22 protein-coding genes are annotated in these 24,965 nt (G+C 37.7%); 7 read left to right on the top strand and 15 right to left on the bottom strand.

Going from position 1 to position 24,965, the window contains the following annotated elements:
- Positions 1-9 precede the first annotated feature (9 nt).
- From ilvM to ilvA, 4 genes are all read left to right on the top strand, one after another.
- Positions 10-267, top strand: a complete 258-nt coding sequence (gene ilvM / locus FNN08_RS01245) for an acetolactate synthase 2 small subunit (protein ID WP_143582824.1) — start codon at positions 10-12, stop codon at positions 265-267.
- 55 nt (positions 268-322) lie between these two features.
- Positions 323-1,249, top strand: a complete 927-nt coding sequence (locus FNN08_RS01240; RefSeq protein WP_143582823.1) for a branched-chain amino acid transaminase — start codon at positions 323-325, stop codon at positions 1,247-1,249.
- Between the two features lie 62 nt (positions 1,250-1,311).
- Positions 1,312-3,171 (top strand): dihydroxy-acid dehydratase, encoded by a 1,860-nt coding sequence (gene ilvD / locus FNN08_RS01235; protein WP_143582822.1) that lies wholly within the window; start codon positions 1,312-1,314, stop codon positions 3,169-3,171.
- Positions 3,172-3,200: 29 nt separating this feature from the next.
- Positions 3,201-4,763 carry a threonine ammonia-lyase, biosynthetic gene (ilvA, locus tag FNN08_RS01230; protein ID WP_260679251.1) on the top strand — a complete coding sequence of 521 codons (1,563 nt, stop codon included), beginning with the start codon at positions 3,201-3,203 and terminating at the stop codon, positions 4,761-4,763.
- A gap of 119 nt (positions 4,764-4,882) precedes the next feature.
- On the opposite strand, the gene ubiK is transcribed toward ilvA, so the two are convergent.
- A complete protein-coding gene (gene ubiK, locus FNN08_RS01225; protein WP_143582821.1) occupies positions 4,883-5,140 on the bottom strand; it encodes a ubiquinone biosynthesis accessory factor UbiK in 258 nt (85 codons plus the stop codon).
- Positions 5,141-5,332: 192 nt separating this feature from the next.
- On the opposite strand from ubiK, the gene rep reads away from it, so the two are divergent.
- Positions 5,333-7,360 carry a DNA helicase Rep gene (rep, locus tag FNN08_RS01220; RefSeq protein WP_143582820.1) on the top strand — a complete coding sequence of 676 codons (2,028 nt, stop codon included), beginning with the start codon at positions 5,333-5,335 and terminating at the stop codon, positions 7,358-7,360.
- 98 nt (positions 7,361-7,458) lie between these two features.
- Here the strand turns inward: rep and FNN08_RS01215 are convergent, their stop codons facing one another.
- The 7 genes from FNN08_RS01215 to ftsY form a co-directional block, all read right to left on the bottom strand.
- Positions 7,459-9,357 carry a right-handed parallel beta-helix repeat-containing protein gene (locus FNN08_RS01215; protein ID WP_143582819.1) on the bottom strand — a complete coding sequence of 633 codons (1,899 nt, stop codon included), beginning with the start codon at positions 9,355-9,357 and terminating at the stop codon, positions 7,459-7,461.
- A gap of 109 nt (positions 9,358-9,466) precedes the next feature.
- Positions 9,467-10,558: a GGDEF domain-containing protein gene (locus FNN08_RS01210; protein WP_143582818.1), complete on the bottom strand. Its 1,092-nt coding sequence runs from the start codon at positions 10,556-10,558 to the stop codon at positions 9,467-9,469.
- 122 nt (positions 10,559-10,680) lie between these two features.
- Positions 10,681-12,687 (bottom strand): putative bifunctional diguanylate cyclase/phosphodiesterase, encoded by a 2,007-nt coding sequence (locus tag FNN08_RS01205; RefSeq protein WP_143582817.1) that lies wholly within the window; start codon positions 12,685-12,687, stop codon positions 10,681-10,683.
- A 168-nt stretch (positions 12,688-12,855) separates the two neighbouring features.
- Positions 12,856-13,725, bottom strand: a complete 870-nt coding sequence (gene rpoH, locus FNN08_RS01200; protein ID WP_143582816.1) for an RNA polymerase sigma factor RpoH — start codon at positions 13,723-13,725, stop codon at positions 12,856-12,858.
- Between the two features lie 252 nt (positions 13,726-13,977).
- Positions 13,978-14,958, bottom strand: a complete 981-nt coding sequence (ftsX, locus tag FNN08_RS01195) for a permease-like cell division protein FtsX (RefSeq protein WP_143582815.1) — start codon at positions 14,956-14,958, stop codon at positions 13,978-13,980.
- A complete protein-coding gene (ftsE, locus tag FNN08_RS01190; RefSeq protein ID WP_143582814.1) occupies positions 14,958-15,644 on the bottom strand; it encodes a cell division ATP-binding protein FtsE in 687 nt (228 codons plus the stop codon). Before ftsE ends, ftsX begins: the two co-directional genes overlap by 1 nt.
- A 111-nt stretch (positions 15,645-15,755) precedes the next feature.
- Positions 15,756-17,063, bottom strand: coding sequence for a signal recognition particle-docking protein FtsY (ftsY, locus tag FNN08_RS01185; protein WP_260679250.1), 1,308 nt, complete (start codon positions 17,061-17,063; stop codon positions 15,756-15,758).
- A 171-nt stretch (positions 17,064-17,234) separates the two neighbouring features.
- Between ftsY and rsmD the strand changes: the two genes are divergently transcribed.
- A complete protein-coding gene (rsmD, locus tag FNN08_RS01180) occupies positions 17,235-17,843 on the top strand; it encodes a 16S rRNA (guanine(966)-N(2))-methyltransferase RsmD (protein WP_143582813.1) in 609 nt (202 codons plus the stop codon).
- 15 nt (positions 17,844-17,858) lie between these two features.
- Here the strand turns inward: rsmD and FNN08_RS01175 are convergent, their stop codons facing one another.
- From FNN08_RS01175 to FNN08_RS01165, 3 genes are all read right to left on the bottom strand, one after another.
- Positions 17,859-18,074: a dodecin gene (locus tag FNN08_RS01175; RefSeq protein ID WP_143582812.1), complete on the bottom strand. Its 216-nt coding sequence runs from the start codon at positions 18,072-18,074 to the stop codon at positions 17,859-17,861.
- 70 nt (positions 18,075-18,144) lie between these two features.
- The gene (locus tag FNN08_RS01170) at positions 18,145-18,741 is read right to left on the bottom strand and encodes a YjaG family protein (protein WP_143582811.1); all 597 of its coding nucleotides are present in this window, start codon (positions 18,739-18,741) and stop codon (positions 18,145-18,147) included.
- 158 nt (positions 18,742-18,899) lie between these two features.
- Entirely contained in the window at positions 18,900-20,849 is a 1,950-nt protein-coding gene (locus tag FNN08_RS01165; RefSeq protein WP_143582810.1) for a hypothetical protein, read from the bottom strand.
- 169 nt (positions 20,850-21,018) lie between these two features.
- On the opposite strand from FNN08_RS01165, the gene FNN08_RS01160 reads away from it, so the two are divergent.
- Positions 21,019-21,864, top strand: a complete 846-nt coding sequence (locus tag FNN08_RS01160) for an EamA family transporter (protein ID WP_143582809.1) — start codon at positions 21,019-21,021, stop codon at positions 21,862-21,864.
- Positions 21,865-21,916: 52 nt separating this feature from the next.
- On the opposite strand, the gene FNN08_RS01155 is transcribed toward FNN08_RS01160, so the two are convergent.
- The 4 genes from FNN08_RS01155 to FNN08_RS01140 all read right to left on the bottom strand — a co-directional run bounded on the left by FNN08_RS01155 (position 21,917) and on the right by FNN08_RS01140 (position 24,924).
- On the bottom strand, positions 21,917-22,171 hold the full coding sequence (locus tag FNN08_RS01155; RefSeq protein WP_143582808.1) for a YdcH family protein: 255 nt from the start codon (positions 22,169-22,171) through the stop codon (positions 21,917-21,919).
- 64 nt (positions 22,172-22,235) lie between these two features.
- On the bottom strand, positions 22,236-22,550 hold the full coding sequence (locus FNN08_RS01150) for a TraR/DksA family transcriptional regulator (RefSeq protein WP_143582807.1): 315 nt from the start codon (positions 22,548-22,550) through the stop codon (positions 22,236-22,238).
- A gap of 111 nt (positions 22,551-22,661) precedes the next feature.
- The gene (locus FNN08_RS01145) at positions 22,662-23,147 is read right to left on the bottom strand and encodes an LEA type 2 family protein (RefSeq protein WP_143582806.1); all 486 of its coding nucleotides are present in this window, start codon (positions 23,145-23,147) and stop codon (positions 22,662-22,664) included.
- On the bottom strand, positions 23,140-24,924 hold the full coding sequence (locus FNN08_RS01140; protein WP_143582805.1) for a M61 family metallopeptidase: 1,785 nt from the start codon (positions 24,922-24,924) through the stop codon (positions 23,140-23,142). The genes FNN08_RS01145 and FNN08_RS01140 overlap by 8 nt, the downstream gene beginning before the upstream one ends.
- Positions 24,925-24,965 lie beyond the last annotated feature (41 nt).

Raw genomic sequence — 24,965 nt, 5'->3', positions numbered from 1 at the left:
GACTGTGGCATGCCACTACAAACGTTTAAAATTACAGCACGACAACAACCTTTAGTAATGGAAAGATTACTGCAGGTGGTTCGTTACCGTTGCTTTACTTTGCATAGCGTAAGTATGTTTCCAAATAATGCTGATGATGAGTTAAGTATTGAACTGTCAGTAGATACTGACAAATCAGTCGAAAACTTAAAAAAACAATTGCTAAAAATTATCGACATTAAGCAAATAACAGTTGAAGATCAGGCTAGACAAAAAATTATCGCTTAATATTGCATAGTAAATGCATAATTTAAGCTGCACAAACAAGAGATTAGGAAGAGAAATGGCTAAAGTAAACGCAGAACAAATTTGGTTTAATGGTGAGTTAATGCCATGGGCAAACGCAACCGTGCATGTAATGAGCCATGCATTACATTATGGCTCTTCAGTTTTTGAAGGTATTCGAGCTTATAAAACTCATAAAGGTACATGTATTTTTCGCTTAGAAGAGCATATTGACCGTTTATTTGATTCAGCCAAAATTTATCGTATGAATATCCCATTTACCCGCGAAGAAGTGATGCAAGCGTGTCGTGATTCAGTTGCTGAAAATGGTTTAGATTCTGCTTACCTGCGTCCGCTTGCCTTTTTAGGCGATATTGGCATGGGTTTACGTCCAGCTGATGATGCACAAGCAGATTTAATGGTTGCGGCATTTAGCTGGGAAGCTTATTTAGGCGCCGATGCTATGGAAAATGGCGTTGATGTTGGTGTTTCTTCGTGGAATCGTATTGCTCCTAATACGATACCAACTGCGGCTAAAGCTGGTGGTAACTACCTATCTTCACAGCTAATTTCTCGAGAAGCTGCTCGTCATGGATATACTGAAGGTATTGCTTTAGATGTTAATAACTATGTAAGTGAAGGTGCAGGCCAAAACTTATTCCTTATTCGTAAAGGTATTATCTACACACCTCCTGGTTCTTGTTCAATTTTACCAGGCTTAACTCGTGATACAGTGATCACTTTAGCAAAACAAATGGGCTATGAAGTTCGAGAAGAACTTATTGCTCGCGAAGCACTTTACCTTGCCGATGAATTCTTTATGTGTGGTACAGCAACTGAAATTGTACCGGTTAGTACTGTTGACGGCATGCAAGTTGGCTGTGGTAAGCGCGGTGAGATCACTAAGAAACTACAAGACGCATTCTTTGGTATGTTTGATGGCACTACCGAAGTACCAGAGAACTGGTTAGATCAAGTTAAGTAATATATATGTGCAAACATATAAAAATATAACAAGTAAAACTCAAAAGCTTTAAAGGAAGAACAATGCCAAAATTAAGATCTGCTACATCCACTCAAGGCCGTAATATGGCTGGCGCACGAGCTCTATGGCGTGCAACCGGTATGACCGATGGTGATTTTGGCAAGCCTATTATTGCTGTGGTTAACTCATTTACCCAGTTTGTACCAGGCCATGTACATTTAAAAGATATGGGGCAACTTGTTGCTGGCGCTATTGAAGAAGCTGGTGGTGTGGCAAAAGAGTTCAATACCATTGCCGTTGATGATGGTATTGCTATGGGGCACAGCGGTATGCTTTATAGCTTACCTTCTCGAGACTTAATTGCTGACTCGGTAGAATACATGGTTAATGCTCATTGTGCCGATGCCATGGTATGCATTTCAAACTGTGACAAAATCACTCCGGGCATGTTGATGGCTGCAATGCGTTTGAATATTCCGGTTATTTTTGTGTCGGGTGGCCCGATGGAAGCTGGTAAAACTAAACTTTCAGATCAAATTATCAAGCTTGATTTAGTTGATGCCATGATCCAAGGCGCAGATCCGACGGTATCAAACGAGCAATCGGATCAAGTTGAACGTTCAGCTTGTCCAACGTGTGGTTCGTGTTCTGGTATGTTTACTGCCAACTCAATGAATTGTTTAGCTGAAGCGTTAGGTTTGGCACTGCCGGGTAATGGCTCAATGTTGGCTACACATGCTGACCGTGAACAGCTGTTTTTAAAAGCCGGTAAGCAAATTGTTGAGCTAACTAAGCGTTATTACCAAGACAATGATGAGTCAGCATTACCACGTAATATTGCTAGTAAAGAAGCCCTGCATAATGCCATGTGCTTAGATATTGCCATGGGCGGTTCTACCAATACTATTTTGCATTTATTAGCTACCGCGCAAGAAGCTGAAATAGATTACACCATGGAAGATATGGATAAATTATCACGTATCGTACCGCAATTATGTAAAGTTGCTCCTTCAACGCCTAAATACCATATGGAAGATGTGCATCGTGCTGGTGGTGTTATCGCTATTTTAGGTGAGTTAGCGCGTGCCGGACTATTAAATACTGATGTGCCAAATGTTTTAGGTACCACACTTGCTGACGTTATTTCAAAATACGATATTAAAGTAACTGATGATGAAGATGTAAAAAAATTCTATCGTGCTGGTCCTGCTGGTATTCGTACGACTAAAGCCTTTAGCCAAGACTGTCGCTGGGACACATTAGACGATGATAGAGAAAATGGCTGTATCCGTAGTTTTGAAAACTCTTTTTCAACAGAAGGTGGTCTAGCAGTACTTTCAGGCAACATTGCCGTTGATGGTTGTGTGGTAAAAACAGCGGGTGTTAGCGATGATAATTTAACCTTTACCGGTCCAGCCCATATTTTTGAAAGTCAAGATGATGCCGTTGCCGGTATCTTAGATGGCAAAGTTGTTGCTGGTGAAGTTGTTGTTATTCGCTATGAAGGCCCTAAAGGTGGTCCAGGTATGCAAGAAATGCTGTACCCAACAACTTACTTAAAATCTATGGGCTTAGGTAAAGCTTGTGCACTGTTAACCGATGGTCGTTTTTCTGGTGGTACATCAGGCCTATCTATTGGTCATGTGTCTCCTGAAGCAGCAAGTGGCGGTGCAATCGCATTAGTGGAACAAGGCGATATTATTGAAATCGATATTCCTAATCGCTCAATTAAATTAGCCTTATCAGATGAGGAATTAAATACTCGTCGTGCAGCAATGCAAGCCAAAGGTAAAGATGCTTGGAAGCCGGTGAATCGTGAACGCCCGATCAGCTATGCTCTGAAAAACTATGCAATGTTAGCAACCAGTGCTGACAAAGGTGCGGTAAGAAATCGCGAACTACTTGATGGCCAAGACACTTAATAACTGTTGTAACAGTTATAGGAAACTTTATGACGATAGATAATCAACACAAGGAGCATGACAACATGAAAGATCTCGGTCTTGATTATTTACGTCGTATTTTGATGGCGCCAGTTTATGACGTAGCTGTAGAAACTGATTTAACGCCATTGACTAAGTTATCGAATAAACTAGGCAATGACATTTACTTAAAACGTGAAGATCAACAACCGGTGCACTCGTTTAAATTGCGTGGTGCTTTTAATAAGTTGGCACAGCTCTCTCCAGAGCAAGCAAAGCATGGCGTTATAGCCGCCTCTGCCGGTAACCATGCACAAGGTTTAGCTTTAGCTGCAAGCAAGCTTGGCATTAAAGCTACCATAGTTATGCCAATTACCACGCCAGATATTAAGGTAGATAATGTACGCCGCTTTGGTGGCGATGTACGTTTAATTGGTAAAAGCTTTAATGAAGCTCAAACTGCTTCAATGCAGTTAGCCGTTGATGAGCAGAAAACCATTGTCCACCCGTTTGACGACCCTGATGTTATTGCAGGGCAAGGCACTGTCGCGAAAGAGTTACTCCAACAACTACCTAATGCTGATGTGGTTTTTATACCTGTTGGCGGTGGCGGTTTATTAGCTGGTATGGCGGTTTATTTAAAACAATTGTCGCCCAATACACGTATCGTTGGTGTTGAAGCCGAAGACTCTGCATGTTTAGCTGCGGCAATGCAAGCCGGTGAGCCAGTAGATTTAGACAGTGTTGGCTTATTTGCTGATGGCGTTGCAGTAAAACGTATTGGTGAGCATACATTTTCTTTAATTAAGCAGTACTGTGATGAAGTGATCACTGTAAGCAGTGATGAGATTTGTGCATCAATCAAAGATATTTTTGAGCAAACACGAGTTATTGCTGAGCCTGCTGGCGCATTATCACTCGCTGGATTGCATAAATATTGTCAAACAAGTACAGGCAATGAAAAGTTAGTGGCAATCCTCTCTGGCGCCAATATGAACTTCCATTCACTGCGTTATGTCAGTGAGCGTTGTGAACTTGGCGAGCAAAAAGAAGCAGTACTTGCGGTAACTATTCCTGAACAAAAAGGCAGCTTTAGACGTTTTTGCCAAAGCTTAGGTGGCCGCGTTATTACCGAGTTTAATTATCGTTTTGCGGGTAATAAAAAAGCTCATATTTTTGTTGGTGTTCGCCTAACAGAAGGTCGTGAAGAACTCGATAATCTGATCAATGAACTAACCGCTAATGGCTATCATGTTCGTGACTTTACCGACAACGAATTAGCAAAATTACATGTTCGATATATGATCGGTGGTCAATCACAAGCAGCAGAGCAAGAACGCTTATTTAGCTTTGAGTTTCCAGAGTACCCTGGAGCATTAGAAAAGTTCTTAGACACGCTAGGTGAGTTATACAATATTTCACTGTTCCACTATCGTAATCATGGTGCAGCGTTTGGCCAAGTACTTGCTGGTATAGAAGTGAGTAATGAGGAAGAATTTGAGTTCTTTAGGCATTTAAAAGCCTTAGGTTACGACTGCACGGAAGAGACTGACAACCCTGCCTACCAAGCGTTTTTGGGTAAAGAGTCATAACGCGGAAAATAAAAAAGCGATATGGCCTAATAGACGATATCGCTTAATATTGGAAACTAGAAACTAGAAACTAGAAACTAGAAACTAGAAACTAGAAACTAGAAACTAGAAACTAGAGGTTAATCTTCTTTAGAATCTATTTTAGCTTCTAATTCGGCGATTTTAGCCGCCATTTCATCTAATTTAGCTCGAGTTTTAATTAATACTTGTGTTTGTACATCAAACTCTTCACGCGAAACCACATCGAGTTGTGATAGTTTACTTTGCAATACTTGTTTGGTTTTACTTTCAATATCAGTTGCAATGTTTTTTACACCGCCAGGGATTGAGTCGGTAATTTGCTTAGCAATGTCTTCAATTTTTTTAGCATTAATCATAATAATCACTTAGGGTTAAACTAGTTATACCATCGATTGTAAATTAAAATTATTATCGGCGCAGTTTATTTTTGTTACAAGATCCGCTTTATTCTTCGTTAGTATTGTAACCACCTATATGATGATGACTGAAAATTAGGTAAAATCGCCCATCGAATTAACCAAACAACAATACCTACATAATAGAAATCAATGAAACTTAACCCCGGACAAAATGAAGCAAAAAAATACGTTAGCGGCCCATGCTTAGTACTAGCGGGCGCTGGCAGTGGTAAAACCGGTGTTATTTGTCAAAAAATTTCATATCTTATTCAAGAGTGTGGTTATAAAGCGCGCAACATTGCGGCTGTAACTTTTACCAATAAAGCGGCTCGTGAGATGAAAGAGCGTGTCAGTAACATGCTTGGTCGAGATCTTACTCGCGGCTTAATGGTATCCACATTCCACTCTTTAGGTTTAGATATTGTTCGCCGTGAAATTAAAACCCTTGGCTTTAAACCAGGTTTCACTTTGTTTGATGATCAAGACAGTTTAGCTTTATTGAAAGACTTAACCGAACAAGAACTTGATGGCGATAAAGAATTACTCTCGCAATTACAAAGCGCTATTTCTAACTGGAAAAACGATCTGCTACTTCCCGATATGGCACTTAAGCGCGCTGTTGGTGCAGATGAGATCATGTTTGCTGAGTTCTATCAGCGCTACCATAAAAATATGCGAGCTTATAACGCGTTAGATTTTGATGATCTAATCATGATCCCAACCTTACTGTTACGAAATTATGAAGAAGTAAGAGAGCGTTGGCAGAATAAAATTAAATATTTATTAGTGGATGAGTACCAAGATACTAACACCAGTCAATATGAGTTAGTTAAGTACTTAGTTGGTGAGCGTGGACGCTTAACTGTGGTAGGTGATGACGACCAATCAATTTATTCTTGGCGTGGGGCAAAACCACAAAACTTAGTGTTGCTTGGTAAAGATTTTCCACAATTAAAACTTATTAAACTTGAGCAAAATTACCGTTCAAGTGGTCGTATTTTGCAATGTGCCAATATTCTTATTGCCAATAATCCGCACGTTTATGATAAAGCTCTCTTTAGTGAGTTAGCTTATGGCCCTGAACTACGTGTGGTTAAAACCAAAAATGAAGACCATGAAGCTGAGCGGGTTGCCGGTGAATTACTCGGTCATCGTTTTATCAATAAAAGTAAATTTAAAAATTACGCCATATTATATCGCGGTAACTTTCAATCAAGGGTGATTGAAAAAGTCCTGATGCAAAATCGCATCCCTTATAAAATAAGTGGTGGTACTTCGTTTTTCTCGCGTTCAGAAATCAAAGATATCATGGCTTTTTTACGTTTAATCGTTAACCCTGATGATGATAATGCCTTTTTACGAGTGGTTAATGTACCGCGCCGCGAAATTGGTCCGGCAACACTAGAGAAACTAGGTAATTATGCCAACATTAGGCAAATTAGTATGTTTGCTGCCAGTTTTGAATTAGGTTTAGAGCAACACTTAACTGGGCGTGGCTTGATTAATGTGCAACGTTTTACTCGTTTAATTGTTGAAACCGAAGACAACGCCAATCGCGGCGATACTGCAGCAGTGCTCAGAGGCTTTATTCAAAGCATTAACTACGAAGATTGGTTGTACGATACATCACCAAGTGCAAAAGCCGCAGAAATGCGAATGAAGAACGTTACCCAGCTATTTAGTTGGGTTACTGAGATGCTAGAAGGTAATGAACAAGACGAGCCGATGACATTAGCTCAAATTGTTACCCGTTTAACTCTGCGCGATATGATGGAACGAGGCGAAGATGAAGATGACGCTGATCAAGTGCAGTTAATGACATTACATGCTTCTAAAGGCTTAGAGTTCCCTTATGTGTTCCTTATTGGTATGGAAGAAGGCATGCTGCCGCACCAAACTAGTATTGATGAAGATAACGTTGAAGAAGAACGCAGACTCGCTTACGTTGGTGTTACTAGGGCGCAACGTGAATTGATATTTACCTATGCGCAGGAGCGCCGTCAATATGGAGAAGTTATCCGCACTGAACCTTCTCGCTTCTTGTATGAAATGCCACAGGATGACTTAATTTGGGAACAAGGTGGTGAACGTAAACAAAGTGCTGAAGAAAAACAAGAAAAAGGTCAGGCGGGTGTTGCAGGCTTAAGAGCTATGTTGGCAGCCAAAAAGAACAAATAATACTGGTTTATTTAATCCCCCTTAATTGAGATTATAGATGCCGAAGGCTATTTCACCTTCGGCATTTTTTATACTTGTAAAGCTAGTTCAAATAACCGTTAGTTTGAAGGCGGAGGGTTTGGAAAATGGTCCCTTGTTGCTCTTGTATAATCGTATTTTTCACCATCATTCGCAACTGCTTTAATTATCACAGTTTCATAATCTACTGGCTTGTCTGGATCGACAGGATGCACTGTATTATCTGGCCAAATGCTAAACACTTCGAGAGTTTTCTGCTTCATATATTCATAATCAATGGTGTATGCAATTTCAGCAATTTCGATATTATGAACAAATAACTTATGCATTATTTCATCATGAGTAGCTGATGTTATACCAAAGCTTGAATCAACTTGTGATGAAGGCGTAAAGTCGTTATTTGCAGGGTCGGTAAATACATTATCTACTAAGGTAACAGACTCTGACTGATGCAATTGATTGCTTTCATTAATGTTAGCAAAGTTAGCTCCAACATTAACCATGCCGCCATTGTAATCCCAAATTGCAGCTGTCTCGCCTAATGATTGGAATAAATTATTACTTACCGTCTTAGCGGTAGAAGATTGAATTAAAAGCTCGCCACCAAGGGAAGATACTTGTGTTTCAACGGGTACTAAGCCATTACCATAAAACGAGTTATTTTTTATGGTTACATTTTCGATAGTATTTATGCCTAAACCAGCTTTGCCGTTATGTGCAATGAGATTATCTTCAACTGTTGCATGGCCGAATAAATTTCCTTCGGTATTTTGTAAATGTACGCCATTACCTTCATCTAAAACAAAATGTACCTCACCACGATATAAAAAATCACTTGATGGAATTAATGACGCAGATGAAAAAATTAAATTACTACGAATGATGATTTTCTCATCATCAGGGTTTAAGGCTGAATCAGTTCCCCCTGGTTTACTATTGGCAATACCATGCACGCCACTTGTTGACCAGTAACCGCTACCATAAATGATATTGTTCTCAATATATAAGTAATCGCCACCATTACTTGCAATGGCTGCACCTGGAAAGTCATGAATAACGTTGTTTTTTATTCGTATATGGTCACTGGTTAAGTTCCAAATACCAATGGCTCTATATACCCTATCGTCACCTTCATACCACCATTTTTGTGCTACTTCTTCAGGAGTAATTTGAGGCGCATTGCCTGAAATGGTTAACCCTTCAATTTCTAAATATTTTACTTTGCTAAGAGTAATAGCATCGTCTTGTGATTTTATTGTGGCAAACTCATTACCGTGTGCGCGGATAAACAACCAATTATCAGGCGTACCTTCCATATCAGCTATTCGTACATAAGGTGTTTCATCAAAAACATCTATGTAGTCGCCACCACGCATATATACATGTAATGGCACATTGTTATCTCGGCTAAATTGCCATGCTTTTTTAAGCGTTTGGAATGGGTTCGTTGGACTACCATCCGCTATTGAGTCATCGCCTAAAGGAGAAATATAAAGCCCTTGGCTATCTAATTGCCCAAGTTCTACCTCAATGTTTATAGTTAAAGATTGATCATTAATATCTTTGATCTCTACAACAATATTTTGCGATGAAGTTACTTGATGTTCCATAGGAGTCCAGCGTAAGACACCCGAGCCTGTATTCATCACCAGCCCTTCGGGTGCATTAATTAATGCGGGCTGGTCAAACTGGGCAACATTAACTCGACACTCAAATGAAACATTTGTTGTTAAACTTATATTTTCATCACATTCTGCAATACCACCAATAGGAGCAGGCTCTGTAGGAGTCTCAGTCGGCGGCTCTGTAGGAGTTTCAGTCGGTGGCTCTGTAGGAGTCTCAGTCGGTGGCTCTGTAGGTTGCTCTACAGGAGGCTGGGTAATATCTTTTGAATCTTTTTTGTCATCACTACAACCATGAGTTAATAGCAAAGTGGGAATGAGCAAAAATAGAGTGATAAATTTATTTTTAACAAGCATAAGCAATATAATAAGTTTGAGTTTAACAAAAAATGAATAATGTTAATTATAAAGCTAGTTTAATTAAAAAGATGTTAATGTTTGTACGCTTGTTGGGTTTCAATAGTTGTTATGTGTAACCAATAACTTGTTCAGAGTATTCTTCTGTACGGCCTAGTCCTTTGGCCTTTGCTTGATGTAATGCTTGGTCTGAGCAAGCGACTAATTGATGGATATCTAAAATATTAGGAGTACTTGCTATAGCGCCAATAGACGCTGTACAGCATATATCGGTTGCATCTAATACCGGAGTGTTTTTAAAGGCTTTGGTTATCTTCTTAGCTAGGCGACTAGCCTCAAAGGCAGTTTTTTCTGGCATGGAAATAACAAACTCTTCTCCACCTAAACGGCCAAACAAATCGGATTTATCACATTGTTGTTGGATTTTTTCGGTAATTGATTGCAGAAAAGCGTCGCCTACTTTATATCCATATAGTTCGTTAATTCGTTTGAAATTATCTATGTTTATAATGAGCAAAGAAAATGGTCTATTGGCATTCCTACATTCGTTAAACAATTGCTCGCTGACAACAAAGAAATAATCGCGACTATTAACTTTCGTTAGCATATCAACGCTAGCTAATTGCTTTAGATTAGTTTCATGTTGCTGTAATTGTTTACCAAAAAGGTTAAGTACAATAAGCACTTCAACCATAATACAAAAAATTACTGATTGATAAAGAGTGTTATTTAAAGTGCTATTTAATTCGACCAGGGGCGTTGGGTTAATGGTATTTTCACAATAGAAAAGCAGCGCAATAGCCAGCGATGATAAAATAATCTTATGTTTAAATTGGTGTAATTCAAACAATAAAAAAGCGCCAGTAGGCACCAGAAAATAAAAAAGATGAAAGCCTGAATCTTTTGTTACGTAAATATTGGTGCAAATCCATAAATGCAGCATAAGCACAATAAAAAACCAAAGCTTAGCCTTAGTAGGCGTACCTACGGCCATAATAATTAAGCCACAGGCATAGGCCATAGTGATAAGTAAGTTGATACTTGCCACTTCAATTTGCTGTAAATAAAAGTAATAAAACGCCGTATATAATGCGGAAATAAAGATAGTAATTAAGGTAATAAAGTTCATGGTTTGAACTTTATTTTTTGCTGCAAGATCTTGGTTTTCACAGCCGATGTTGATGATTTTGGAAAGCAGCATTAAGGTATTTTTAAGTTGGTTTTAATAAATAATACCTAGCATGATATGAAAAACCAGTAGTTTTACAATATAGCGGATAAAAACTAGGTAGTTATTAATTATTGTGCAAACACTAACAGTATTTAAGCGCAGTGAATTATGTCACCTGATTGAGCACTAGCATCAATCGCTTCAGGCTTATTAATGAAATAGCCTTGACCATATTCACAACCGGCAGATTTGGCTAAATCGAGTTGAGCTTGTGATTCTATACCTTCAGCAATAAGCCTAAAACCTAAATACTCACCAATTGAACATAAGCTTTTAGCTAACATTAAATTCTTTTTGTTGTGGGTAAATGAACGCACAAAAATTTGATCGAGTTTAATAAACTCGAATGGGTAATTATTTAGGTAAGTAAGTGATGAAATACCTGAACAATAGTCATCTAAAGCTAATTTTATTCCGGTCTTTTTCAATAGTTTTAATTGCTTTAATGTGTGCTCACTATTTTGGCTAAATGCGGTCTCATTAAACTCAATAATCAAACGTTCAGCGGCAATAAAGTTATCTTTGATGACTTGCTGCAACTGTTTTACCGTTTTCGTTTGCATAAGATGCTTACCTGATAAGTTTACGCTTACATAAGCATTCTTATAGTTTTGCTCGTGGTCCCAAGCTTGTAATTGCTTGCCTGTTTGCATTAATACCCAAAATTCTATCTCGGTGATCAAGCCTGTTTCTTCAGCCATGCTAAGAAACTCATTAGGAGCTAATAAACCTCTAGTAGGATGTTGCCAACGTAATAACGCTTCAAAGCCAATGGTTTCATTACTAACCAGATCATTAATTTTTTGAAAGTGTAGAACAAATTGTTGTTCATTTACTGCTTTACGCAGCTCTTGCTCTAAATTTAGATTTGCTAAAAGCTCTTCACGCATGCTGTCATCGAAGAAAACAAATCGTCCTCGCCCCAGTGCTTTTGCTTGGTACATAGCGGCATCGGCATCACGAAGAATTTCAGTACTCGAATTATAATTACGCTCACAAACGGCAATTCCAATACTGGCACTACTAAATAACTCTTGGCCATCAATGATAATTGGTTGCTTAATCGCTTCAATGATTCGTAATGAAATTTCCTCAGCATCATCATGGTGAACTAATGAATCGAGCAGTATGACGAATTCATCACCACCTAAGCGAGCTAGAATATCGTTACCGCGTATACACTGGGCAATACGATCGGATATTTCAATTAACAATTGATCTCCGACATGGTGACCTAAGGTGTCGTTGATTACTTTAAAGCGATCGAGATCGATAAAAAGCACAGCAAATCTGTGATTAGTATGACGTTTTAAATGTTTTAACGAGTGCTCTAAACGCTCGGTAAACATTGAGCGATTTGGCAGCTTAGTTAAGGTGTCGTGATGGGCGGCATGATATAACCGCTGTTCTACCTTTCTGCGCTCTTCAACTTGCTTACGTAAGTTAAAATTACTTTGTTGTAGATGTTGGGTTCGGTCAAAAATAACATCTTCAATATCATTGTTATAGGCTTTTAATTGCTCATTGGCTCTATTACGTAATATTGCAGAGGAAATATGCAGGGCAATAAATTGGATTAGTTTTAAATCATTAACTAACGCCTTACTGTGTCCTAAAAAGCCTTTAATACCAACTAAACCAACGGTAATATTTTCAATGACTAGCGGCGCTGCTAGCCAAACATCAACGAGTTTGGTTTCATTGCTGCGATGAGGGAAAGGACGATTTGTAACGGTATTATCGGTTTCTAAAATACTGACATGCTCATGATTAATTAATACAGGCTTACCGAGTGAGCTAATGAACTCGACTAAATCAGCATCTAACTGTTGGTCGATTGGCGCACAGTTTAAATGGTCGACATAAAAATGATCTGAGCTGCGATTATGGGGCTGAGTAAATAATTGAATGTATAAGTTGTCAGCAGGGAAATATTGCTGAATGATTTGTTGTAATTGCTGATAAAAAACGGATAGATCTGTGACCGAGCTTGTTAGTTCAGATAAACGTAGTAAGCCCGTCTGAATTTTTTTAGTCTGCTTATATTGCCCTAAAAGAGCCTTAAGCTTAAATAGATGTTTTTCGCTTTTGTTCAGCATTTATTCCTGTTCCTTCAGGGCTGTATTACAATTAATGTTAACCTTTTAACCCATGTTATTAAACTGGTTTTAAGCAACAAACTTTGGAGATTTAATTGTAGCTAATATATTATTTTTAGCAAAAAAAACCAGGTGAAACCTGGCTTTTATCAATTTTAACACTAGATATTAGTGTTCACTAATACCTAATTTTAACTTGTTTAATGCATTCTTTTCTAGTTGGCGCACACGCTCAGCTGAGATTTGGTATTTGTCAGCTAAATCTTGCAGCGTCGCTTTATCATCGTTTAACCAGCGAGAACGGATAATATCTTGGCTACGCTCATCTAAAGATGACATTGCGCTGAATAGTTGGCCATTAACATGGTCATCCCAGTTATTACCTTCAACTTCGGCAGATAAATCTGAAGATTTGTCTTCTAAAAACTGTGCCGGAGAAAAGTTACCAGAGTAACTAGCAGAATCATCGTCGCTATCAGTAAGATCGAATGCTTGATCTGAGCTACTCATACGAGATTCCATTTCAAGCACATCTTTAGTCGATACGCCTAATGTATCAGCAACTGTGTTTACTTCATCATTGCTAAACCAGCCTAAACGCTTTTTGTTTTTACGTAAGTTAAAAAACAATTTACGTTGTGCTTTGGTTGTTGCAACTTTAACGATACGCCAGTTTTTAAGAACAAACTCATGTATTTCCGCTTTTATCCAATGTACAGCAAATGATACTAAGCGCACACCAACATCTGGATTGAAGCGTTTTACCGCTTTCATTAAACCAACATTACCTTCTTGGATTAAATCAGCTTGTGGTAAACCGTAACCTGAATATCCTTTAGCAATATGAATAACAAAACGTAAATGTGACATGATTAAATCTTGGGCAGCACTTAAGTCGTCCTCATGGTATAGGCGACAAGCTAATTCATGTTCTTGTTCAGCACTGAGCATAGGAATGCTATATGCTGATTGCATGTATGATTCAATACTGCCACCTGACGGTACAGTTAGTGCCATAGAGTGCGAATAATTTGTCATGAAAAACCCTCTTTACTTCTGAAAAACAAGCATCAAAACCTAGCTTGGACCTTGGATACTAGCATAGCTTTTTTGAGATCGCTAATTTAAAAAATACCTTAATATAATCGATAAAATTGATGCTTATCTTATTAGTTCTAACTGTTTGATTAATATGGTAATAAAAAGTTCAAAAAAGGATTTTATAGATTTGTAACATACTGTAAATACTAACTAATTTTAGTATTTACAGTCATATTTTATATGCGGGAGTTATTCTGCGCTTGGCTCTATAGCGCTGATATGTTGACGTACAGAAATATAGCTACCTAATAAGCCTAAGCTAATTGCTGTCATAATCAAAAATAGCACTTCACTAAAATCTAAGCCATCTAATGAGAACTGGCTTTGATATAACTGAGCTAAATCGACAATGGCAAAATCAAGGTAATAACTAAGAAGTGCCACCGTGATTGTTGCGAGCAAGCCGCCAAATATGCCATACCACATACCGGTGTACATAAATGGGCGTTGAATAAATGCATCGGTTGCACCAACCATTTTCATTACTGCAATGGCATCTTTTTGGTTGAGAATCGCAAGACGAATAGTATTTCCGATAATCAATACCACAGATAAACTCAATAATACGGCTAATGCGGTAACAATATCTTGAATGAGTACCATCATAGCTTCTAAGCGAGTTAACCAGTCTAAATCAAGCTTGCCTTGTGCGACTTCTCGTTCGGATTCTAACTTTTCTAATAATGCTTCAGCTGCAGTTGCTTGGCTAAAGCGCTTACTCGGAGTTACTAACAGGGTTGCTGGTAACGGGTTACTATCTAGATAAGTTAAAGCTTTGCCAAAGCCGGATGACTTTTTAAAGTCGGCTAAAGCATCATTAGCCGAAATATAACGTACCTTTTTTACTTCTGGATAAAGCTGGATACGTTTTACTAGGTTTTGTGCGCTTCTATCATCAACACTTAACTTTAAGAAAACGCTGATTTCGGCTGCAGAGTTCCATTGGCTACTGATTTGTTTGGCATTTTTAGTAAATAAGTGCAATGTTGCGGGTAAGGTTAAACTTATACCTAACACCAAAATAGTCATCATCGAAGCCATTGGCGTACGCCATAAATCACCTAAGCTACCTGTTGCTTGTTGTAAGTGGCGGATGGGTAACATTAATAAATGGTTTAAGTTAAATGCTTGCTTATTGCGCAAACTGGTTTGTTGATTATTGCTAGCCATTAGTTTGCCTCCAGATCATTTTGCGTTAACCCGTCGGTGATCATGGTGCCTTGTTTTAAGGTTAATGTGCGATATTTCATGCGAGCAATTAGCCCTAAATCATGGGTTGCGATTAATACACAAACACCTACTGAATTAAACTCTTCAAATAATCGAATGATATCTAATGACAATTTAGGGTCTAAGTTACCGGTTGGCTCATCGGCAAGAATAATGGGCGGTTTGTTAACGATGGCGCGGGCAATACCTACTCGCTGTTGTTCACCACCAGAAAGCATATAAGGGTAGCAACGAATTTTGCTACTTAAGCCTACTTTCTCTAATGCAGCCTCTACTCGTTTTCTAGTTTCTCTTACGCCAACGCCTTCAATGATCAGTGGCAGAGCAACATTATCAAATACGGTTCTATCTTTTAACAGGTTATGATTTTGGAAAATCATGCCGATATTGCGGCGCATGTAAGGAATTTGATTGTACTTGATACTAGAAACATCAACGCCATTGATGGCAACTTTGCCTGCCGTTGGCTTTTCCATTACAGAGATCAGTTTTAATAAGGTACTTTTACCTGCTCCAGAATGACCTGTTAAAAAGGCCATTTCACCCGCATCAAGATTGAAACTGATGTTACGCAGGGCATTAAAGCCCCCTGGATAGGTTTTATTTACTGCATTAAAACTGATCATGTATTGCCACTTATTATTTTTTATTTAGCGAATCATATTATTTTTTAACAGGTTTTTAGTGTTCTGTAACTATTTATCGAACCGATTAGTGCTTCAATAAAGTCACTAGTATTATTTATCGAATAGCGCTTCGATAAAGTCACTACCATTAAATGGACGTAAATCGTCAATACCTTCGCCAACACCTAAGTATTGGATCGGAATATTGAATTTATCAGCAACAGCAAATACAACGCCACCTTTAGCTGTGCCATCTAACTTTGTTACCGCTAAACCTGTAAGACCAACAGCGTCGTTAAATAGCTGAGTCTGGCTTAAAGCATTTTGCCCTGTACCAGCATCGATAGTAAGTAATACTTCGTGCGGCGCATCGGCATCGATTTTTTTCATTACGCGAACAACTTTTTTAAGCTCTTCCATAAGGTGAGCTTTATTTTGTAATCGACCCGCAGTATCGGCAATTAAGATATCAACGCCTTTGCTTTTCGCTGAGTTGATGGCATCAAAGATAACTGATGCACTATCGGCTCCGGTATGCTGAGCAACTACTGGGATATTATTGCGCTCGCCCCACACTTGCAGTTGTTCAACAGCAGCAGCTCGGAACGTATCACCAGCGGCTAGCATTACTGACTTGCCTTGGGCCTGAAACTGTTTGGTTAACTTACCTATGGTCGTAGTTTTACCTACGCCATTAACACCAACCATTAAGATAACCTTAGGGCCGTTAATCGTTTTTTCTGCTGGTGTGTCGATATTATCTAAAATCTTTTGTAATTCTATTTTTAGTAAATCATAAAGGGCTTCAGCATCTTTAAGTTGCTTACGTGAGGCCGATTCAGTTAATGAATCAATGATTTTAGTTGTGGTGTCTACACCCACATCAGCTAATAATAACTGTGTTTCTAATTCTTCAAAAAGTTCATCATCAATTTTCTTACCGCGGAATAAATCAAAAATACCACCACCTAGGTTTTGCCTAGTTTTTGATAAACTTTGTTTTAAACGACTAAAAAATCCTGATTTTGGCTTGTCTTCTATTACTGGCGCGCTAGGCTCTTCTGCTTCTGCTTCTGCTTCTGCTTCTGCTTCTGCTTGTTCGAGTTCTTGTTCTTGTTCAGCAACGATATCATTTGCTTCGTTTTCTACAACAGCCTCGACTTCAGCTACTTCAATCTCTGGCTCAGGTTTAGCTTCAACTATTTCTGGCTCTTGTTGTGACTGAACTTTGTCATCAGCTACAACCTCTACTTGTGCAGTAGCAAGTTGTTCGTTTTCAATGTTAGTTTCTTGCTGTTCAACTTCAGGTGTATCAACTGACTTTGGTTGCTCAGTATCTTTTTTAAACCAGGAAAACAGGCCTTTTTTCTTTGACATAATAAATAGATTCACTAATTGCGTTGGTAATACCAAGTTCATTAATGAACTTGGCATAAATATAACAAACAAGGATAAAATTGAGTGTATAATATCACCTTATAGCAACTACATTAAGTTTTTTCCCATTCAGATAGAACAAACTTAATTGCACTAGCATTCGTCAGTGATGAATGAGCAAAATGTTTAAAAAACAACAAAAGTAGCAGGTTAATGGCTAGAAACAATTCAAATAGAAATAAATCAGTTAAGGCTGCTAGCAATAATAAAGCAGGTAGTGTGCGCATAATTGCTGGCCAATATCGTGGTCGAAAATTACCTGTAATTATGGCTGAGGGATTAAGGCCAACTACAGATAGGGTAAAAGAAACTGTATTTAACTGGTTAATGCCCTATTTATATGAAGCTAAATGCTTAGACTGTTTTGCGGGCTCTGGTAGCTTAGGCTTTGAAGCATTATCTAGAGGTGCATCAAGGGTTGAGTTTTTTGAATTGAATAAATCTGCAAGTACACAAATTAGTAATAATATTAAATTATTAAAAACTGATGAGGCGAGCGTAACTACAGGTAGTTGTTTGCAATTATTGCCACAAAAAACTAACGCTCAATATGATTTAGTTTTTATTGACCCACCATTTCGTCAAGGCTTGGTTAAAGCAACTGCACAGCTGCTAGAACAGGAAAATACCTTAGCAAAAGATGCGGTAATTTATTTGGAAGTAGAAGCCGAATTGAGCCAACTTGAACTGCCAAGTAACTGGCAGTTACTTAAAGAAAAGGTCGCAGGCCAAGTGGCATATCGCTTATATCAACGCAACTAAGCTATTACAGCAAAGCTAGCTGTACTTAATTCGAAAGCCTACTTTAATTGTAACCTGGTAATGAGCGACTTTACCGTTTTCAATATGACCGCGAGTTTCGACAACTTCAAACCAATTCATATTATTTACGGTCTTAGCACATTCAGCCAAAGCGTTTTCAATCGCTTCTTCTATTGAATTTGGTGAAGAGCCAACGACTTCAAGTTTTTTGTAAGTGTGGTGATCGGACATAGCTATTCCTTATAATTAATTTAACTCTCATATAAAGAATAGCCTAATATTTTGTAGACACTAATTATGATTACTCTAGTTCAATCCCTAAACTAGACATACCTTCTGACAAGGCTAATTGCTTTAATTTTTTACAAGTATCTGAGTTTTCTTTGGCTCGGTTTAGGGCGTGGAATAATTCTTCTTGGGTTGCCATCTCCCACTGCATTAAAGGGTGATCTTCTATATCTTGCTCTTTAATAACAATGTCATCTTGCTCGCTTTGTTCTTGCGCTAAAACCAAACCAACATAATAACTCACGCTACTTTTTGACAATAAAGGTACATTACCAATAGTTTCTTCATCGCTATCTTGTATGCCTTGTAATAAAGAGCCTAAAGCCATGCAAGTATCAAGTGCTGGATGCACACCAAAAAAGTCAAAATCTTCAATGTCAGGGATCACTTCTTCAAGCTTTTCTAGTTGCACTGCAAAGTTAATTTTAACTTGTCCTTGGCCAAGACGTTGCCAAATTAAATCTAATTGATTGCGTAATAAAGCTGGATTGCCAAATTCGGCTGCTTGCGAAAACATTTTATAATTGGGCAACATACGCTCTAATAAAGCCGCAGAAAAAGCTGTTTGTTGCCAAAGAGAAAGGTTGGTGAGGTTTAAGTTTGATGCCACAGTTATTACCAGTTAACAAAGAGTTAGATACAGTATATCAGTTAAAGTAAATTAATCCTCCCTGAGTTGGGCATGTTCGATTTTTACGGCCCTATCAGCATTATATAAAGCAAACATTATTTAAACCGAGGAGGTAGCTCGGCATTAGCGCTATGAGTTTAACTTAAGCTTATCTGCTTTTGCGCGTACTCAAATTTAAGTCGATATTCCGTTAGGTTATCTTGTAATTCTGCAACCTCTTCTTTAAGTCTTTGTTTAAGTTCATGATTTTCATCGCGAAGTTGTTTCAATGTTGTGCGAATTTGGTCATCACTACTATCTTGTCTTGATTTTAACTGAGCATTTTTAAGGTTCATTTCTGCAACTTTATCTCGTTCAGCCTGTAAAAGTTGCTCTAGCTGTTCAACCTTAGAAGAGCCCTGATTACTATCTTGTTGTAAATCTAAGATAGAGGCTTTAAGTTGCTCTTTATCTTGATTTAACTTTTCAATAATTTGCTCTGTTTGCGCTTGGTGAGTTTCTAATTTAACCTGCTGCTGGTTTAATTGCTCATTGAGATCAGCAGTTTGCTGAGTATAAAGCTTCTCTTGTTCGGCACTGGCTTGTGCAAGCTCTTGTTGGGCTTGTTTATGCTGCTTTTCCAGCTCACTTAATTGTTGCTGACTGTTTTCCCTAGCGGTTTTTAGCTGGCTATTAATTTTTGAGTTGTGAGACTGTAACTCAGTAATTTTTTCGTCATTACTAAGTAACTTGTCTTTTAATGCACTATTTTGCACGGCAGTTGTTTTTTGCAATTTCTCTGAACTAGATAGCTGCTGCTCTAACTTCGACACTTCTGTTTCAAGAGAACTTGTTGCCGCGGTTAATTTATTTGCAAATTCTTGTTCTATATCCTTAATTTGTTTTTGTTCAGCAGTTAATGATTTTGCTTGCGCATCAAGTTGGCAATTAAGACTTTCTATTTTGGATTCGGCGGTTTGTAGAGACTTAGTTAGCTTTTTCTCTGTCAGCTGTTGTTCGTTAACCAGATTGCTTAATTCATTTTGATGAGCAAGCTTTAAATCTGAAGCTGTTTGTTTTAATTGCTTAATTTCAGATTTTGCATCAGCAATTAATTGATCTTTAACTAACAAGTTTTCTGAAATAGAGCCTGAATCTTTTTGGAAAGTACGCAGCTGTTTATCAAACTCATCTTGTTGCTTATTTAGTATAATTTGATGGTCTTGATTTGCAGACTTTAATTTTTTAGTCAGCTCTTTAAGCTCTGCTTTGAGCTGGTTAATTTCTGCTTTATTTGTTTTTTCTGCATCGGTTAATTTGCTAACTGCTTGCTCGGCTTTGTCGAGTTGCTTGTGTTTTTCTTTAACCGATTTTTCAACATCTGCTAGCTGTTTTTTATGCTCAGAGTTAAGCTTTTTGGCCTCACTTTGTTGATTTTTTTCTAAGGTTTTAAGTTCTTTTTCTAAAGCGGTTTTATCTGCTTCAAGACTCGATTTTTGCTGGCTTAAGTTCAGTGCATGTAAGTTGGTTTTGTCTAATTCAGCTTGTAATTTTTGTAGGCTTTTTTGTTCGTCATTACCGTTTGCCTGCAACTGTGCAGATAAGTGTTGATTGGTTTTATTTAATTGCTCAAATTTAGCTTGTAAATCTGCTAGTTTTTGTTGCAGCTGCTCTTTTTCTTTACTGATTTGTTGATTTTTAAGGTTTAATGGTTCGAGCTGACTTTGTAATAACTCTCTGTTTTCTTTAGTTAAACGCGCATCTTCTTCAAGTTTTTGTTGATTTTTAACAACACCTTGCAATTCTTCTTCGGTATTCGTAAGCGTTTGTTTTAACTCGGTGTATTGCTCTTGTGCAATAACTAGTTTTTGTTTTAATTGTTCTGTTTCGCTGTATTTAGAATTGCTGTCGCTTGCTTTACTCTCAACTATTTTAGACTCAAGTTCTTGTTTTTGACTGATCAAAGCTTGCTGCTTATCTTCTTCAGCAGACGCTTGTAGCTTTTCGGCGAGGTGATTAAAACGCTCTTCTAGCTGAATAAAAATATCACCAGCTAAAAGTTGCAATTGCTCTTCGATTTCGTTGTTTAATTCTGGTTTAGAGGACATACAGCGCTCTTATTCTTGTTATTTTGTACTAACGGGTTTTCGTTATTATTACCATAGCAGAATTATTTGTATATTTTTACAACTATTTAACAGCTCAGATCTGTAAAAAAATTATTTGTGCAATAAATCGTATAGAATAGCCATACGATAAGTTATTTAGATATTTATTATGTGGCAGTTGGTTTTAGTTTCGGTAATTTGGGCGTTTTCTTTTGGGCTAATCAAAGGACAGTTGACGGGTATTGACCCATCTGTTGTGGCAAGCATTCGCTTGCTTTTATGTGTTATAGCCTTTCTACCCTGTTTGTTTTTTGCAAAAAGCCTACGGCCAAACTTAAAGCTAGTCGCACTAGGTAGCGTACAATTTGGTTTAATGTATTTATTGTATATAAACTCTTACCAATATTTGCCAGGTTACCTGGTTGCTGTATTTACCATCTTCACTCCACTTTATGTTGTACTTATCAACAGTGTTATTAGCAAAAATTGGCAACTTAAAATGCTTTATCCAGTTGTATTATCAATTGTTGGCGCAGCTATTATTGTCTTTAAAGATATCGACCAAGATGGCTATTTATTGGGTTTTGTCTTGCTACAGCTTGCTAATATTGCTTTTGCTAGTGGCCAAGTTGGATATAAATATTTGGCTGGCAACGGCAATGACAGAGATAATATGTTGTGGATGTACTTAGGTGGGGCATTACTCGCAACGCTTTATTGTTTAACTACAGCAGATATTAAGTCAGTAGAAATTGATGGTAAACAGTGGCTGGCACTGTTTTATCTTGGTGTAATCTCCTCAGGATTATGCTTTTATTTATGGAATAAAGGCGCTCGAGTAGTAAATGCGACAACACTTGCAGTAATGAATAATGGCTATGTGCCGCTTGCTGTGATTTTCTCAGTAACTATCTTTGCTGAAAGCGCTGATTTAGTTAGGCTCATGTTAGGCGGTAGTGTGATCTTACTTAGTGTTTTATTAGCACAAAAGCAAAATAGAGATTTAACAGGGTAAAAGAAAATGCGCCTATAAAGGCGCATTTTTACAATTCTAAACAGAACTCAAATTAAGCTTTTGTTGCTTGGTACTTTTTAATCATTAAAAACAATTCGTCTTTATAGTGTAGACGCTGTTTTTTCAGTTCTTCTAAATAATCGTCAGAAGTGTTTTCTACACCTTCTTCAATGCGGATCACTTCGTGGTCTAACTCATGGTATTGCTTAAAAATTTTAGCAAAATGATTATTGTTCATTTTTAGCGTACGGATTTCATCAGTGTACTCTGGAAATTCATGGTGTAAGTCGTGTTTTTGAATGTTCATAGTATTATCCCTGTTGTTAATATTTATAGGTTTTACTGTAGTAATTTCTGTTTGCTATTTAGAGTTAAGGTGCGCAATTAATACATAAATGCGTTTGTGGTAATGCTAATAAGCGCTGTTCACTTATTTGCTGCCCACATTGCGTGCAAACACCATATTGCTCATTCTCTAGTAATTTCAGAGCATCATTAATTTGTGCAATTTCGTTTAATGTTTGTTGATGTATTTCATCAAGTACTTGGTCATTTTCACATTCACTGCCTTGCTCGGCGAAATCTTGTGAACGACCTTTTTTAAAGTCATTTTCTATTGCCGCTAAGCGATTGCTTAGTTCAGCTTTTTTGGAATTTAAAGATTCAGTTAATTTAGCAACAATCATTGGCTTCTCCTTATGCTTTTAGAATAAGCAATTTAAGGAGAAGCATTTTGATCTGGCGCAAATAATGGTTCGGTTTATTTACTTGCTGTTTACTAGGGGTTAACTGCAAGGTTATTTAGGGAGGGGGGTAAAACTGCCGTTATGTTCAAATTGATAATTTGGCATCATGCTCGATACTTCCAGTTCGGCATTTAGTTGGTATGCGACAGCTTTGTTTGGATTTTTGATAATTGCTTTTATTACCTTAAAACTATTAAATAGCTTTGCCTTACCGTACAAAGTAACGTTTTGATGACTACCTTTTTTAAGCAACGGCATTGGTTTTTTTGTGCCATTAAATAATTCTGCGCCGTTAACTTGTAATTGATAACTTAAAGAGTTGAAGTCTAAATCAAAATCATTGGGGTTATAAATCTCTAAAGTAATGGCGAATCTAGGATCTAACCCTTGCATAGGTAGCATTTTAACTTTTACCACTTCAACTTCAGGTTCTTTTATATCTTGTTTAAGTAGTGAGCAACTACTCACTAACATTAAATTAACAAGCAACAAAAATGCTATTTTATATGAGCCTAAATCAAGTATTTTATTAAGCATAAATAGTCTGCCATTTGGTTAAGTTTGACTCAGTAGAAATTGCTAAAGTAACCGCTAATAAAGGTGAGTTAGTTACTTTTAATGTACTGCTAATTAGTGCGTCATCGCGAAAATAATGACAAGTTAACTCACTCCCTTCCGCTTTGTGTTGCAGTAATTGGCTGAGTGATTTTTCCGTTGCCTTGATATTATCAACTCCAATAATAACGTCATTAACGCTCAAACCTGCTAGCTCTGCCGGAGAGTCTTGCTCAACAACGGTTACCTTTAAACCTTGTGGCGTACTTGTATATAAAGCGCCAATATAAGGTTGATAGCTTGTTTGTTTTTCACCAGCAAAAGAATTTAACGTCTTATAACCACTTGGCGTAAACTCAATGCCAACTTCACTTAGTAATTCTGTTAGTGGCACCCGCTTAGCTTGATGCAATAATTCGCTAATTTGCTTACTTAAATCTGCCCCAGACAATTCATTGGCAGCATCAATAAAGTCTTGCTCTTTTGTCCCAATGCCTGTTTTGCCATGGTTAAGCCAAATTTTACGCATAAGCTGATCTAGGCTGTTTTTACCTTGGCTTTTACTGCGAATGGTTAAATCTAACCACAAAGCAATCAATGACCCCTTGGTGTAATAACTAACAATATTATTTACCGCGTCAGGACCTTGTTGATAAAACTTAGTCCAAGCGTCATAACTTGATTCTGTTACAGCCTGCTTAAGCTCTCCTTGTCCGCGGTACACTCTAGTCATGGTTTTAGCCAATATGGTTAAGTAATCTGCAAAGCTAATAATGCCGGCTCGATATAAAGAAAAATCATCATAATATGAAGTGATACCTTCATAAGCCCAAAGCTGTTTAGTGTATGATTCTTTACTTAAATCGTAAGGTACAAACTCTTCAGGCTTAATTCGGCAAACATTCCAAGCATGAAAATATTCATGTGAGCATAAGCTTAAAAATGTTTGGTAGTTATCTGTAAGTTCTTTAGGTTTATTAGGATTAGGTAAATCAAAACGACTTGCTACTAACACGGTAGAATTTTTATGTTCTAAACCGCCAAAGCCATCAGCCAGTAAATTTGTTATAAACCAATACTCTGTAAATGGGGCCTCGCCAAATAAATCAATATGGTGCTGACAAAGCTTAGCTACATCTTGTTGTAAACGTTGTAAATCGCCAAAATGACGGCCAGCAAATACTAAATAATGCGGTATACCTGCAACATTAAACTCAACCACGTCAAAATTACCAAGCTCTACTGGGCAATCGATTAAATGCATGTAGTTGTCAGCACAATAGCGACCAAATTGATATATTTCGGTGTTTTTATCTCTAGGTAAGCCGGTAGCTACTTTCCAGTCGGGTAAATTTTCAGGGGCGATAATATCTAACGTACAAGCTAAATCAGCTAATTCTTTTACTTGTAAAAAAGTTGAACTACCGTTGAAAAAACCACGTTGATTATCTAAATAAGCAGTACGCACCGATAAATCAAACGCATACACCATATATTCAACTTGAATCGCTTGTCCTTGTGTAGTTAGTTGCCATGTTTGTTTATCCGTTTTATTTTGTACAATCGCATCACCAGCTATTGTTGTCGCTTTCAGGCTGATAATGTTTTTGGCAAAGTCACGGATCATATAAGAGCCAGGTAACCAAGCTGGTAAGCTTAAGTTTAGTTTTTCACTACTATGCTCGGGAATGTCTATGGTTACTTTAAACTGGTGGGCGTTTACATTAGATGTTGCAATTGAATAGGCGATCACAGACATTGAATATTCTCCACAATACAAACATAGTTGTAATGCTTGTT

This window comes from Thalassomonas sp. M1454 (genome assembly GCF_007097525.1).
GTDB lineage: Bacteria > Pseudomonadota > Gammaproteobacteria > Enterobacterales > Alteromonadaceae > Thalassotalea_A.
Note: the sequence above shows the minus strand (reverse complement) of the source record. Positions and strands in the feature narration are given on the sequence as shown.

What these genes read in the sequence shown, in the direction of transcription:
- ilvM (WP_143582824.1), top strand. Translation starts at nt 10, where the DNA reads ATGCCACTACAAACGTTTAAAATTACAGCACGACAACAACCTTTAGTA.
- FNN08_RS01240 (WP_143582823.1), top strand. Translation starts at nt 323, where the DNA reads ATGGCTAAAGTAAACGCAGAACAAATTTGGTTTAATGGTGAGTTAATG.
- ilvD (WP_143582822.1), top strand. Translation starts at nt 1,312, where the DNA reads ATGCCAAAATTAAGATCTGCTACATCCACTCAAGGCCGTAATATGGCT.
- ilvA (WP_260679251.1), top strand. Translation starts at nt 3,201, where the DNA reads ATGACGATAGATAATCAACACAAGGAGCATGACAACATGAAAGATCTC.
- ubiK (WP_143582821.1), bottom strand. Translation starts at nt 5,140, where the DNA reads ATGATTAATGCTAAAAAAATTGAAGACATTGCTAAGCAAATTACCGAC.
- rep (WP_143582820.1), top strand. Translation starts at nt 5,333, where the DNA reads ATGAAACTTAACCCCGGACAAAATGAAGCAAAAAAATACGTTAGCGGC.
- FNN08_RS01215 (WP_143582819.1), bottom strand. Translation starts at nt 9,357, where the DNA reads ATGCTTGTTAAAAATAAATTTATCACTCTATTTTTGCTCATTCCCACT.
- FNN08_RS01210 (WP_143582818.1), bottom strand. Translation starts at nt 10,558, where the DNA reads ATGCTGCTTTCCAAAATCATCAACATCGGCTGTGAAAACCAAGATCTT.
- FNN08_RS01205 (WP_143582817.1), bottom strand. Translation starts at nt 12,687, where the DNA reads ATGCTGAACAAAAGCGAAAAACATCTATTTAAGCTTAAGGCTCTTTTA.
- rpoH (WP_143582816.1), bottom strand. Translation starts at nt 13,725, where the DNA reads ATGACAAATTATTCGCACTCTATGGCACTAACTGTACCGTCAGGTGGC.
- ftsX (WP_143582815.1), bottom strand. Translation starts at nt 14,958, where the DNA reads ATGGCTAGCAATAATCAACAAACCAGTTTGCGCAATAAGCAAGCATTT.
- ftsE (WP_143582814.1), bottom strand. Translation starts at nt 15,644, where the DNA reads ATGATCAGTTTTAATGCAGTAAATAAAACCTATCCAGGGGGCTTTAAT.
- ftsY (WP_260679250.1), bottom strand. Translation starts at nt 17,063, where the DNA reads ATGAACTTGGTATTACCAACGCAATTAGTGAATCTATTTATTATGTCA.
- rsmD (WP_143582813.1), top strand. Translation starts at nt 17,235, where the DNA reads ATGGCTAGAAACAATTCAAATAGAAATAAATCAGTTAAGGCTGCTAGC.
- FNN08_RS01175 (WP_143582812.1), bottom strand. Translation starts at nt 18,074, where the DNA reads ATGTCCGATCACCACACTTACAAAAAACTTGAAGTCGTTGGCTCTTCA.
- FNN08_RS01165 (WP_143582810.1), bottom strand. Translation starts at nt 20,849, where the DNA reads ATGTCCTCTAAACCAGAATTAAACAACGAAATCGAAGAGCAATTGCAA.
- FNN08_RS01160 (WP_143582809.1), top strand. Translation starts at nt 21,019, where the DNA reads ATGTGGCAGTTGGTTTTAGTTTCGGTAATTTGGGCGTTTTCTTTTGGG.
- FNN08_RS01155 (WP_143582808.1), bottom strand. Translation starts at nt 22,171, where the DNA reads ATGAACATTCAAAAACACGACTTACACCATGAATTTCCAGAGTACACT.
- FNN08_RS01150 (WP_143582807.1), bottom strand. Translation starts at nt 22,550, where the DNA reads ATGATTGTTGCTAAATTAACTGAATCTTTAAATTCCAAAAAAGCTGAA.
- FNN08_RS01145 (WP_143582806.1), bottom strand. Translation starts at nt 23,147, where the DNA reads ATGCTTAATAAAATACTTGATTTAGGCTCATATAAAATAGCATTTTTG.
- FNN08_RS01140 (WP_143582805.1), bottom strand. Translation starts at nt 24,924, where the DNA reads ATGTCTGTGATCGCCTATTCAATTGCAACATCTAATGTAAACGCCCAC.